12 protein-coding genes and 1 rRNA gene are annotated in these 11617 nt (G+C 69.6%); 7 read left to right on the top strand and 6 right to left on the bottom strand.

The window, feature by feature from the left end; all coding sequences use genetic code 11:
• Positions 1–74: ribosomal RNA gene (locus AC5L30_RS22710) — 16S ribosomal RNA — on the bottom strand; the annotation flags it as partial.
• A 754-nt stretch (positions 75–828) separates the two neighbouring features.
• The gene (locus tag AC5L30_RS22705; RefSeq protein ID WP_494869668.1) at positions 829–1083 is read right to left on the bottom strand and encodes an SCO4848 family membrane protein; all 255 of its coding nucleotides are present in this window, start codon (positions 1081–1083) and stop codon (positions 829–831) included.
• Positions 1084–1290: 207 nt separating this feature from the next.
• Between AC5L30_RS22705 and AC5L30_RS22700 the strand changes: the two genes are divergently transcribed.
• The 3 genes from AC5L30_RS22700 (at position 1291) to trpS (ending at position 3088) form a co-directional block, all read left to right on the top strand.
• The gene (locus AC5L30_RS22700) at positions 1291–1755 is read left to right on the top strand and encodes a PRC-barrel domain-containing protein (RefSeq protein ID WP_494869666.1); all 465 of its coding nucleotides are present in this window, start codon (positions 1291–1293) and stop codon (positions 1753–1755) included.
• Positions 1756–1764: 9 nt separating this feature from the next.
• Positions 1765–1941 (top strand): hypothetical protein, encoded by a 177-nt coding sequence (locus tag AC5L30_RS22695; protein WP_494869664.1) that lies wholly within the window; start codon positions 1765–1767, stop codon positions 1939–1941.
• Between the two features lie 88 nt (positions 1942–2029).
• Positions 2030–3088, top strand: coding sequence for a tryptophan--tRNA ligase (gene trpS, locus AC5L30_RS22690; RefSeq protein WP_494869663.1), 1059 nt, complete (start codon positions 2030–2032; stop codon positions 3086–3088).
• Positions 3089–3140: 52 nt separating this feature from the next.
• On the opposite strand, the gene AC5L30_RS22685 is transcribed toward trpS, so the two are convergent.
• On the bottom strand, positions 3141–3863 hold the full coding sequence (locus AC5L30_RS22685; RefSeq protein ID WP_494869661.1) for a hypothetical protein: 723 nt from the start codon (positions 3861–3863) through the stop codon (positions 3141–3143).
• Positions 3864–3935: 72 nt separating this feature from the next.
• Here AC5L30_RS22685 and AC5L30_RS22680 point away from each other — a divergent pair, with 72 nt between their 5' ends.
• The 4 genes from AC5L30_RS22680 to AC5L30_RS22665 all read left to right on the top strand — a co-directional run bounded on the left by AC5L30_RS22680 (position 3936) and on the right by AC5L30_RS22665 (position 7182).
• A complete protein-coding gene (locus AC5L30_RS22680) occupies positions 3936–4586 on the top strand; it encodes a winged helix-turn-helix transcriptional regulator (protein WP_494869659.1) in 651 nt (216 codons plus the stop codon).
• Positions 4587–4967: 381 nt separating this feature from the next.
• Positions 4968–5315: a YciI family protein gene (locus AC5L30_RS22675; RefSeq protein WP_494869688.1), complete on the top strand. Its 348-nt coding sequence runs from the start codon at positions 4968–4970 to the stop codon at positions 5313–5315.
• 2 nt (positions 5316–5317) lie between these two features.
• Positions 5318–6574 (top strand): RNA polymerase sigma factor, encoded by a 1257-nt coding sequence (locus tag AC5L30_RS22670; protein ID WP_494869658.1) that lies wholly within the window; start codon positions 5318–5320, stop codon positions 6572–6574.
• 17 nt (positions 6575–6591) lie between these two features.
• Positions 6592–7182, top strand: a complete 591-nt coding sequence (locus AC5L30_RS22665) for an HAD family hydrolase (protein ID WP_494869656.1) — start codon at positions 6592–6594, stop codon at positions 7180–7182.
• Positions 7183–7186: 4 nt separating this feature from the next.
• On the opposite strand, the gene AC5L30_RS22660 is transcribed toward AC5L30_RS22665, so the two are convergent.
• The 3 genes from AC5L30_RS22660 to AC5L30_RS22650 form a co-directional block, all read right to left on the bottom strand.
• Positions 7187–8158 carry a quinone oxidoreductase family protein gene (locus tag AC5L30_RS22660; RefSeq protein ID WP_494869654.1) on the bottom strand — a complete coding sequence of 324 codons (972 nt, stop codon included), beginning with the start codon at positions 8156–8158 and terminating at the stop codon, positions 7187–7189.
• Between the two features lie 208 nt (positions 8159–8366).
• Positions 8367–9446 carry a WxL protein peptidoglycan domain-containing protein gene (locus tag AC5L30_RS22655; RefSeq protein ID WP_494869653.1) on the bottom strand — a complete coding sequence of 360 codons (1080 nt, stop codon included), beginning with the start codon at positions 9444–9446 and terminating at the stop codon, positions 8367–8369.
• A 91-nt stretch (positions 9447–9537) separates the two neighbouring features.
• Positions 9538–11511: a purple acid phosphatase family protein gene (locus tag AC5L30_RS22650; protein ID WP_494869652.1), complete on the bottom strand. Its 1974-nt coding sequence runs from the start codon at positions 11509–11511 to the stop codon at positions 9538–9540.
• Positions 11512–11617 lie beyond the last annotated feature (106 nt).

Raw genomic sequence — 11617 nt, 5'->3', positions numbered from 1 at the left:
CCTTTCCGCTCGACTTGCATGTGTTAAGCACGCCGCCAGCGTTCGTCCTGAGCCAGGATCAAACTCTCCAACAAAAAATTAGTTGAACAGCATCCTGACAACAAACAAATGTTGCCAAAGGAATCCCAACCAGCCAGCAAAAACTGACCAGTCCGGGGTATAAATCATAATTGGCACTGGCTTTACAAGCACCCTGTTGAGTTCTCAAAGAACAACCACACACCGACCAGAAGCCCCACACCGTGGAACCCCAACCGGGGTATTTCGTACCGCGTCCCCGCCGCTCTCGCGCCGGGCACTTTTACTACGTTACCTCACCGTCTTCGCCGTGTCAAACCGTGTGTCCCGGTCTGTCATGCTTCGTACGGGTCAGCGCCGGCGCACTCACGCAGCAGCGGACCGCTGCGTCAGGTCGTCGGATTCGGCAGACCGGCCGCTGCGGTTTCCCGCAGTCTCGCCCGGTTCCCTGCCGGTCGTGAACCTTACCCGGTCGGCTTCGCCGCACCAAATCCGCCTCGCGGCCAATCCGGCGGGCCCCGCCCGGACCGCGTCTCCCAGGAGCGAACCCCTGCTTGACCCGGTTGCCATCCCGTTCCGGTGCTCTAGGACCTTCGTCCCGTTTGCCCCGTTCCGCGCTGGCAGAGAGAAAGTTACGCGTCTGCGGGTTTGATCGTCAAATCCGCGGGTAGCGGCGCGCGTCACACTCGCACGCCCGAACGGTTTTCCCAGTTCAGACCCGCCCGGCGACGAGGTGGAGGCGGCGCTGCCGGCGGTACGAGGGTCGCAGTGCCACCAAATCGGGCTGACCTCCCAGAGCGGCGGTGCCGATCAGGACGTCTGTCGCCGCCGGGCGGCGAGCCAGGCCCGGACGCCGAGGACGCCGGCGGTGGTGCCGATCGCCAGGGACGCGGCGATCAGCAACGCGTGCACCCACAGAAAGCTGGTGGCTGGGCCGTCGGCCACCGTGCCGGACGCCCAGGACCGCGGGTCCTGCCAGATGGCCACCGCGAACCTGGGCCAGATCACCCAGGTCCAGACGCCGACTCCGACCAGGAAGACAGCCCACCCTCGCGACAGCACCATGGCAGCCGAGTATGCCAGCGCTCCCGGTCGCCAGGCGGCGGCGCGAACGGCGAACGCACTGCCATCACCCGGGCGGGAGCGCCGACCAGCTTCTCCATCGCGAGGGGGCGGGCTGCACTCGGTGGGAGCTCGAGCGCTGTTTCCGACGCCGGTGGGGTGGGCACTGCGAAGGGGGACAGCTGAGGACCCGTCCCCTGGAGGTGCCCCATGCGACCCTCGATCTTCAACCCCTGGGCCTGGCGTGACCCTTCCGCTCTGGCCGGCGGCCACACGCAGGCCACGCCCTCGGTCACCCCGCCCGACGACCAGGAGAGTGGCCACCACGGCCCGGACGCTCCCGGCCCGGGTACCCCCGTCGACCTGGTGGGCTACCAGGTGCAGGCAAGCGACGGGCGGATCGGCACCATCGACGAGACGAGCGACGAGGCGGACGCCGAGCACCTGGTGGTGGAGACCGGGCCCTGGATCTTCGGGCAGAAGGTGTTGTTGCCGGCCGGCACGGTGGCCCGGGTGGATCACCAGGAACGCGTCGTGCACGTCGACCGGACCCGCCAGGAGATCAAGGACGCGCCACCGTTCGATCCGGATTCCGCCAACCCGGAGTACCGGGAACGTGTCGGCACCTACTACGCCGACAGCTACCTGTCCCCTCCGGCAACGGACCGCAGGTAGTGTGAGTCCGTGGTCCGGACGGGCAACTGCGCAACCGAGGCGGTCGACCTGGTCGACGGCCGCTTTCTCGGCGCCGTGCCCGAGATCCCGACCAGCTCCGGCGATGGCCGTGAGCAACTTCTGAACGTACTCCGTGCCGGTGGTCTGCGGTTCCGCGCCGGCGCGCGATGGCGGACGGCTCACTGAGCCGATCCCGCTGACCGACAGGGCTGAGCCAGCCCGACTCGGCGCGCGCCCACGCGTTACCCACCCTCCGACAACGAGAGGCACCACCATGTCCGTCGCACGGATGCTCACTGGCGACCGGCCCACCGGCCGCCTGCACCTCGGCCACTACGTCGGCAGCATCGCCAACCGGGTGAAGCTGCACCGGCGCTACGAGAGCTTCTTCATCATCGCCGACCTGCACATGCTCACCACTCGCAACCGCCGAGAGGACATCGACCAGGTCTCCGGCAACGCCCGCGAGATGGTGACCGACATCCTCGCCGCCGGGGTCGACCCGGACCGGGCCACCTTCTACCTCCAGTCCGCCATCCCCGAGGTCGGCGACCTCAACACCCTCCTCCAGAACCTGGTGACCGTTCCCCGGCTGGAACGGGTGCCCTCGCTCAAGGACATGGCCCGCGACGCTGGCAAGGAGGAGATGCCGTACGGGCTGCTGGGTTACCCGGTGCTCCAGGCCGCGGACATCCTCTGCGTCAAGGGGGAGGTGGTCCCCGTCGGCCGGGACAACGCCGCACACGTCGAGGTGACCCGGGAGATCGCCCGACGCTTCAACCACCTGTACGGCCCCGTCTTCCCGGTGCCCGAGTTGATCCCGGCGGACACGCCGAGCCTGGTGGGCACCGACGGCGCCGCCAAGATGAGCAAGAGCCGGGGCAACTCGATCGCGCTCTCCGACGACGCCGCCACGGTGCGTCGCAAGGTGCTCGGCATGTACACCGACCCGAACCGGGTGCGGGCCGACGTGCCGGGCACGGTGGAGGGCAACCCGGTCTTCGCGTACCACGAGGTTTTCAATCCGGACCGCGACGAGGTCGCCGACCTGGCCCGGCGGTACCGGGCCGGGCGGGTGGGCGACGTGGAGGTCAAGGAACGGCTGGTCGTCGCGCTGGAAGGGTTCCTGGCGCCGATCCGACAGCGTCGGGCCGAGATCGAAGCCGACCGGGGTCTGGTCGACCGGCTGATCGTCGAGGGCACGGAACGGACCCGCCAGGAGGTCCGCCAGACCGTGCTTGAGGTACGCCGGGCAATGGGGCTGACCGGCGCGTACCAGCAGGTGCGGCGGCGGGCTGAGCGGAGCCTGCGCCGAACGGACGCCTCGACCTGAGGCCGGGGCGTCCGTTCGGCGGCGTGACGCCGGGTCCGCTGCGACACCCGTCTCAGCGGATCCGCACGTCCGCCAGGTCCAGGATGATCGGCGTCCAGGAGAGGTCCGGGGTGCGGTCCTCCTGGCGGATGTGGATCCGGCGTCGCGTCGGTACGACCAGCCCGTCGACCTCGGTCGCCCCGCTCACGTAGTGCGCGGTCGGGGAGGATCCGTTGACCTCCGGCTGGTAGTCCATGCGCCGCAGCAGCCCGCTGTCGTCGAAGTAGTACAGCTGGGTGTCGTTGTGGGTGTGCACGCTCTCGGGGAACGTGACGCGCAGCCCACGCCACGACTCGCCGCCCTCCGTCCACGGCTCGACCTCGTGCGTCTCGACGCCCGGCCAGGTGAACAGGAACGGCTCGACGAGGTAGTGCCAGGTGGCGTAGCCACGGAAGTAGGCCGCCTGGGCGAGCGTCCACTGGCTCTCCTGGGTGAAGCCGGCGAAGCTGGCCCGGGGATTCGTCAGCTCGTCGATGAGGCTGCCGTCGGCTGCGGTGACGGTGACCCGGTCGGCGTCCTGGTCGTACTCGGTGACCCGGCCGGTGCCCTCCTGAACGTGGCGGATCCGTTCCCGGTGCAGGTCGGCCTCGACCAGTTCGGTGCTGTCGAAGTCGGGGCGGCCCTTGAACGCCCAGAACGGGCCGCCGTAGGTGAGCCGGGTGGTGAGGGTCGACGCGGTGTTCCAGCGATCGAGGCCACCGTGTCGCTCGATCACCTTGGCGAGCAGTGCATCCATGACTTACTCCTAAGTTAGGACTAGACGGTACGACGTTAGCACTGTTCAGTGGATGCCGACTACGATGGCGATGTGACTCAGCGGACTTACCAGGACGCCTGCGGGGCGGCGCGCACGATGGACATCGTCGGCGAGCGCTGGGCGCTGTTGATTGTCCGAGAGCTGGTGTTCGGCCCGAAGCGTTTCGGCGATCTGCGGGCCGGCCTGCCGAAGGCCAGCCAGAACGTGCTCAGCCAGCGACTGCGGGAGCTGGAGCAGTCCGGCATCGTCCGGCGGGTGCAGCTCGGGCCGCCGGCCAGCGTGCACGCGTACGAGCTGACGGAACGTGGCCAGCAACTGGAGCCGACACTGATCGAGCTGTCGCGGTGGGGCGCCGGCCTGCCCGCGGAACCGGACGTCGAGATGAGCACGGACGCGTTCATGCTGCTGCTCAAGGCCCTCTATCGACCACCGACCGACGCGCCGGTGACCGCTCGACTCCGGTTGCAGGTGGGCACCGACGCCTTCGAGGTGGAGGTGGTTCCGAGTGGGATCAGCGTGGCCCGTGGTCGATCGGGCCAGGTCGACGTCACGGTCACCGGCACGGTGAAGGCGCTGCGGGACCTGATGTTCGGCGGAACACCGCTGCGGTCGGCGATTTCGGCGGGTGAGATCGAGGTGCACGGCGACATCGAGGTGGCCGAGCGGTTCTTCCTGCTCTTCGGGGTGGCGCCGGGCGAGTAGAGCGGATGAACCACCGACCGGTATGGCGCAGAATGCGAGGATGACTTCCGCCGGCTGACCATTGGCGCGGTCCACCCGACGCAGGTCGTCGCCGCGCTGCTGCCGCTGGCCCTGCTGCCCATCGGCCGATCCCTGCCGCCACTGGCGGCGCTCACCCTGCTGACCGCCTTCCTGATCGGGGTGACCTGGTTCGAGCGACGGATGGACCGACGCGACGAACGACCCGAGACGGCACAGCCGGGCCGTTCCTGAGCACGGCCGCGCCCTCGGTGCCGCCCGGCCACGAAAAACCTGACGCGCCGTGTCGATAACCGGGACCCGGGTTCGTCGTCATGCTGTACGGCGACACGCCGCACCGAGAGGAGCCGAAACGTGAAGTACATGCTGCTGTTCATGAGCCCCATGGTCGACGGGGAGGTCGTCGACAACGGGTGCAGCTTCGAGGACTGGATCCGCTACGACCGGGAGATGAAGGACGCCGGGGTCTGGGTCTCCGGGCATCCCCTGCAGGACCTCACCACCTGCACGACCGTGCAGGTCGGCCCGGACGGCGAGCGCACGATCACCGACGGGCCGTTCGCCGAGACCCGCGAGCTGCTCGGCGGGTACGACATCATCGACGTGCCGGACCTCGACGCCGCGCTGGACTGGGCGGCCCGCAGCCCCGGGGCGATCGGCACCGGATCGGTCCAGGTCCGTCCGATCTTCGAGATCGACGTGCAGGTCTGACCGTGCCGGGTAAGGGGGCAGCCGTCGGGTCGTCGGTGGAGGCGGTGTTCCGGGAGGAGCGTGGCCGACTGCTCGCCTCGCTCGTGCGCCGCTTCGGCGACCTCGACCTGGCCGAGGAGGTCACCTCCGAGGCCATCGAGGCGGCGCTGACCCACTGGCCGACCGACGGCGTCCCGAGCCGGCCGGGCGCCTGGCTGCTCACCACGGCCCGGCGTCGAGCCGTGGACCGGCTGCGTCGCGACCGGGTGCTGGCGACCCGGCTCGCCGTACTGCAAGCGGAGGCCGAGCGGGCCGATCACGCGCCGCCCGCCGACGCGGACCGCGACCTGCCCGACGACCGGTTGGCGCTCTTCTTCACCTGTGCGCACCCTGCCCTGGCCGCCCAGGATCGTGGCGCACTCACCCTGCGGTTCCTGGCCGGCCTCACCACCACCGAGGTCGCGCGGGCCTTCCTGGTGCCGCCCGCCACCATGGCCCAGCGACTCGTCCGCGCCAAACGGAAGATCCGCGACGCCCGCATCCCGTTCCGGGTGCCGGGCCCCGACGAGTTGCCCGGTCGTCTGCCCACGGTGCTCCAGGCCGTCTACTCGGTCTTCACCGAGGGGTACGCGGCCAGCTCCGGCCCGGATCTGCAACGGATCGACCTGGCCGAGGAGGCCATCCGGCTGGGCCGGATCCTGCGCCGGCTGCTGCCGGCCGAGCGGGAGGTCGCCGGGCTGCTCGGCTTGATGTTGCTGGTCCACGCCCGACGGGACGCGCGGACCGGGCCGGACGGCGCCATGATCCTCCTCGACGACCAGGATCGGAGCCGCTGGGACCATCCCATGATCGAGGAGGGGCGCGGCCTGGTGCTGGTCGCGCTGACCGGCCGAGCGCCCGGCCCGTACGGCGTGCAGGCCGCCATCGCCGCGCTGCACGACGAGGCCGCCGACGTGGCCAGCACCGACTGGCCGCAGGTGGTGGCGCTCTACGACGTGCTGCTCGATCTGGTGCCCTCACCGATCGTGGCGTTGAACCGGGCCGCCGCGGTGGCCATGCGGGACGGGCCGGAGGCGGGGCTCGTGCTGCTCGACGCTTTGGCCGATGAGCCGAGGCTGCGCGGCCACCACCCCTATCCGGCGGCGCGGGCCGAGCTGCTGCGCCGGCTCGGCCGGTACGACGAGGCCGCAGCCGCGTACCGCAGCGCGTTGACGCTGGTCGGCACCGAACCGGAGCGCGCGTACCTGCTCAGACAGTTGCGATCCGTTTCGACCGAGTGAGCTGTACCCTTCCCCGGGTGAGTCTGCCTCTGCCTCCCGGTCCGTTCGCCGCGTACCTGTTCGACTGCGACGGCACCATCGTCGACTCGATGCCGCTGCACTACCTGGCCTGGCAGCGGGCCCTTCAGGAGTGGGGCTGCGAGTTCCCGGAAGATCTCTTCTACACCTGGGGTGGGCGGCCCACCGCCGACATCATCGTCGCCCTCAACGAGCAGCAGGGTCTGGCCATGCCGGTGGCGGCCGTCGTCGAGCGCCGGGAGAGCTACTACCAGGAGTTGCTGCCGCAGCTCGCCGCCGTGCCCGAGGTGCTGGCGCACATCCACGACGCGCACCGGCGGGTTCCGTTCGCCGTCGTCTCGGGCAGCACCCGCGCGTCGGTCACCGCCTCCCTGGACGCGCTCGGCCTGCTGGACCGGTTCGACGTGCTGGTCTGCGCCGACGACTACACCCGGGCCAAACCCGACCCGGAGGCGTTCCTGCTCGCGGCGGAGCAGCTCGGCGTGCCCCCGGAGTCCTGCCTGGTCTTCGAGGACACCGACCTGGGCATCCAGGCCGCGACGGCGGCCGGCATGGCATCGGTACGCGTGCCGCAGCAGCGCACGCCCTGAGGTCTCAGGCCACCGTCAGCAGCAGCTTGCCGGCGTAGGACGTCTGTAGGCGCTGGTGCGCCTCCCGCACCTTGCCCAGCGGGAACTTCTCCGCGACGTGCACCACGAACGGCCCTGCCTCGATGAGTTCGTTGAGGCGCTGCAACTGTCGAGGGTTCGATTCGCCGTCGTACGCCCGGACCGTGACACCCGGCCGCTCCTGCGGCTCCGGCTGCACCCCGTGGGCGAATGCGACCACCCCGCCGTCGGCCAGCGCCTCGGTGAGCCGGTCCAGCGTCGCGCCGCCGGCCATCGCCAGGATGGCGTTCACCCCGCCCGGCGCAGCGTCCCGGATCCGGGCCAGCACGTCGGTCATGTCGCCCTGCCCGTCGAGGGACACGTCGGCGCCGAGCCGGGTCACCAGCGCGACGCCGTCCGCCCCGGACGCGACCGCGATCACGTTCAGCCCCTGCCGCTTCGCCAACTGCACGGCCAGGTGGCCCTGACCGCCGCTGGCACCGAAGATCAGCAGCCAGGCGCCGGCCGACAGGCTGAGGGTGTCGAGCCCGGCCAGCGCGGTCAGCGCATCGGTGGGCATGGCACCGGCGTGCTCGGCCGGCACACCGTCGGGCACCTTCGCCGCGTACTCCGCCTTGACCGCCGCGTACTCGGCGTAGAAACCGCCCTTCGGCCTCGCCGTGGCGGAGACGTAGACCAGGTCGCCCACCGCCAGACTGGTCACCTTGCTGCCCGCCGTGATGACGGTTCCGGCACCATCGGAGCCGGGCACGATCGGAAGAGCCGAGCCCTCCGGCACCAGCGCACCCTCGCGCTCGTACGCGTCCCACACCCCGACGCCGGCGCTCCAGACCTTGATCAGCACCTCGTCGTCGGCGACCTGCGGGATCGGCAGCTTCCGAAGGGTGATCACCTCCGGTCCGCCGAACTCGTCGAAGGCCGCGGCCTGCATCCGCTCTGGCACATCCCCGTCAACCATGTGGATTCCCTCTCCGTGCCGGCGTCACCGTCGCAGCATGCCGGCTGCCGAACAGGCGTGACCCGGGGCTGAGCGTCGTTCACCCACAAGGACGAACGCCCGCGCCCGGCGGTGCTGGTGGTGGCCGTGATCGCGTTCGCGATCGTGGTGGCCCCAGTGCGCGAGAACCGCCGCCGGCCGAAGCCGGCCGAGTTGACCGGTGCCGTGATCAGGAGGTCTGCGGCTCCGGGCCACGAAGCGCCTGCTCGACGGCGTCGCGTACCCGGGCGTCCTCGCGCGCCTTGCGCTGCGCCTGGTTGCGGCGTCGATACAGGTACGCCCCGACGAGCACGGCGATCAGCACGACGAGCACCAGCACCAGCGTCCAGGGCAGGGCCCAGCCGTGCGCGGTGACCTGGACCGGCTTGAGCGCGGTGGTCGAGCCCGAGGCGTCGGTGAGCAGGGGTGTCAGGGTCGCGGTGGTGGCCAGCGAGATGGCGGGTGCCACCCCGTGTACGGGGACCGTCACGTTCCAGCTCTCACCCGGCAGCAGCTCCGGCGGCGCGGCGACGTCCTCGGCCCGTACCCGCAGCAGGCCGAACGGGCCCGAGACGGTCACCGCCTGTTTGCCGGACAGGGCCGCGTTGCCGACGTTGTGCACCTGGTAGGTGATGGTGGCGTCGCCCTTGCTGAACGGGTTGGCCGGTCCGGCGTACGTGACGTGCAGGTTCTCGATCGCGAGGTTCGGCTTCAGTTCGCCGCCCACCCGCAACTTGATCCGGATGCCGAGGCGCCGGTCGACGTTGATTCCCTCGGCCTGGTCGGCCTGGGTCAGCGTGGTGAGGATGCCACCGACGTAGTCACCGGGCGTGGCGTTCTCCGGGACGTTGACCTTGAAGGGGACCTGCGCGGTCTTTCCGGGCTGGATCACGACGCTGCTGGCGTTCGCCTTCACCCAGGCGCCGATCGCGACGGACTTCGTGTCCTTGGTGAGTAGGTCGAGCTGGCCGGCGTCGGTGGTGAAGCCGTCGGCCGCGTACACGGAGAGGGTCAGCGGCGCCGGGCCGCGGTTGGCCACGACCATGGCGTCCTCGACGACGCCCCCCGGGTTGACGGTGTAGCTGTAGCTGGACCGGGCCTCGCCGTAGCCGTTGGAGGCCGTCCGGACCGTCCAGGCGACGTTGCCGTCCGCGGCCAGGGCGGGACCGGCACCGACACCGACGGCCGCGACGACGGCGAGCAGGGACAGTGCGGTCGTACGGAGCAGTGCGGCGGGCGTGGTCTTCCAGTGCGTGACGGACGGTTGCATGTCGGTTCCTTGACGTGATCTTGGACGGATGGCACATGGGTGGCGGGGTAGGCACCCGAAGGTGCCTACCCCGCCCGATGGAACTGTTCGGTCAGCTGCTCAGCGCGGTGATCGTGAGGGTGGTGCGGTAGCTACCCTTCGCGATGCTGTCCGGGATCTTCAGATCCAGGTCAGCGCCGAGCTTGGCGCCACCACGCGGGTGACCCTGCGCGGCCGCGGCGAGCCCGCTGGAGACCGAGAGGCCCTTGCCCTGGTCGTCGAGGGACGACAGGACCGGGGCACCGGCCTCGGCACCCGCGCCGGCGTCGAGCACGTACGGGTTCCAACCGAGGTAGGAGCCGGAGAAGTTCTTGTCGGCGTCCTGGAAGTCGCCGACGTTGGCCGAGATCGACCACGGGGCAAGCGAGCGGCGGCTGTCCGACACGAGGATCGCGTTGATCTTGCCGTTGGCCTGGAAGTAGGTGCCGTCGCGCTCCTGCGCGGTACCCAGGTCGACCAGACCGTTGTAGCCGTCGATCGTCCAGCCGAACTCGCCCGGAGCCGGGTTCGGCACGTTGACCTGGATGGCCTGGCCGTCACCGTGGAACGGGTGCACGGTCACGTTGTCGACGATCGAGCCGACCGGCTGACCGTCCGGGGTGTTGACGCAGGAGAGGCCCTTTTCGACGGCCGCGTTCGGCGCCGCACAGGTGCCGCTGCGGACGTTCGCGAGAACCAGCTTGTCGCCGCGAACCTGCACCTTGACGTAGCTGCGGACGTGCTCCTGGTTCTGCACGGAGTTGTACCAGTACTTGCCCGGGTCCAGCGGGTCCGGGCCGTTGCCGCGGATGCCGGTACCGGTGTTGTCCGGCTTCTTGATGTCGTAGTACTTCGAGCCGGAGGCCGAGTTGGCCGTCACGTAGATGACGCCACCCGGGCCGGGGAACACGTCGGCAGCACCCGGCTTCTCGGCCGGGTTCTCCTTCTGGCCGTTCTTGATGGAGTAGCTGCGCGAGTAGCTGTGGTCGTGGCCCTGAAGCACCATGTCGACGCCGAGGTTGGAGAACGCGGTGGTGAAGTCCTCCCGCCGCTGCTTGTTGTCGGTGTCGGTCGCGTGGCTGGCCGGCGAGTAGATGGAGTGGTGGTAGACCAGCACCTTCCACTTGGCCTCGGAGCCGTGCTTGTTGATGACATCGGTGACGTACGCGACGTGCGCCGCGTCGCCGCCGGCGGAGCCGTCCGCCGGGTTGGCGTAGCTGTTGCTGTTCAGGTCGATGAACAGCACATCCTTGTGGATGAACCAGTAGTCGCCGCCGGACCGGGTCGCCTGGTCCCCGTTGTAGTACGCAGACGAGCGGTCGGTGTTCGGGGTGAAGTGGTGCTGCTCGTACGACTTGCCGCCCACGTCGTGGTTACCGATGGTGGCCACGAGGGGGATCTGACGCAGCTGGTCGGGAGCCAGGAACGAGGTCCACTGACCCTCGTCGTTGGCGCTCTCGACGTGGTCGCCGGCGGAGACCAGCAGCTCGGCGTTCGGGTTGGCCGCGGTGGCCACCTTCAGGGTGTCCTCCCAGCCGGCCTGGTCCTTCAGCCGGTCACCGGAGGAGCCGATCTGCGGGTCGCCGAAGAACAGGAAGTCGTAGTCGCCCTCGAAGTCCTGCGTCTTGAAGGCGTACGCCGGGGACCAGCTGCCCTCGGCGCCGACCCGGTACGAGTACGCCGTCTTCTCGCGCAGGTTGCTGATCGTGGCGTGCCGGTTGAACCCGGTGGTGGAGGTGTTCGCCGCGCCAACGGCGTCGAAGCTGACGGCGCTGGCCGGGAACTCGCCGTTGACGATCTCGGCGGTCGGGGCGAGCTGGATCTTCTGCGCGGTGTCGGCGGAGGAGTACCAGCTCACGATGCGCTGGGTCTCGTTGGCGCCGACACCAAGGACCACACCGGTGATCGTGGTGGACTCGGCCGCGCTCGCGGTGGCCATCAGGCCACTACCGAGAGCCGCGCCCAAACCGAGGAACCCGGCTGCGACCCCGGCGACCAGGCGCCGCCGCACGAGCGCGGAGGCCCGTGTCGAGGTGCTCAATGTCATCGACATTGTTCCCTTTTCAAATAGAGAAATGGATGGTGCCTTCACCCGACGCTGGGGAAGCAAATCCACGCTTTCGCCGCCCGATGAACCGACAATGAACGTGATC

Source organism: Micromonospora sp. BQ32 (assembly GCF_059358895.1).
The sequence above is the reverse complement of the archived record's forward strand: the minus strand, read 5'-3'. Positions and strand labels throughout refer to the sequence as shown.

Excerpts from the sequence above, each read along its gene's own strand:
- AC5L30_RS22705 (WP_494869668.1), bottom strand. The coding sequence starts at position 1,083 with ATGGTGCTGTCGCGAGGGTGGGCTGTCTTCCTGGTCGGAGTCGGCGTC.
- AC5L30_RS22700 (WP_494869666.1), top strand. The coding sequence starts at position 1,291 with ATGCGACCCTCGATCTTCAACCCCTGGGCCTGGCGTGACCCTTCCGCT.
- trpS (WP_494869663.1), top strand. The coding sequence starts at position 2,030 with ATGTCCGTCGCACGGATGCTCACTGGCGACCGGCCCACCGGCCGCCTG.
- AC5L30_RS22685 (WP_494869661.1), bottom strand. The coding sequence starts at position 3,863 with ATGGATGCACTGCTCGCCAAGGTGATCGAGCGACACGGTGGCCTCGAT.
- AC5L30_RS22675 (WP_494869688.1), top strand. The coding sequence starts at position 4,968 with ATGCTGCTGTTCATGAGCCCCATGGTCGACGGGGAGGTCGTCGACAAC.
- AC5L30_RS22660 (WP_494869654.1), bottom strand. The coding sequence starts at position 8,158 with ATGGTTGACGGGGATGTGCCAGAGCGGATGCAGGCCGCGGCCTTCGAC.
- AC5L30_RS22655 (WP_494869653.1), bottom strand. The coding sequence starts at position 9,446 with ATGCAACCGTCCGTCACGCACTGGAAGACCACGCCCGCCGCACTGCTC.
- AC5L30_RS22650 (WP_494869652.1), bottom strand. The coding sequence starts at position 11,511 with ATGACATTGAGCACCTCGACACGGGCCTCCGCGCTCGTGCGGCGGCGC.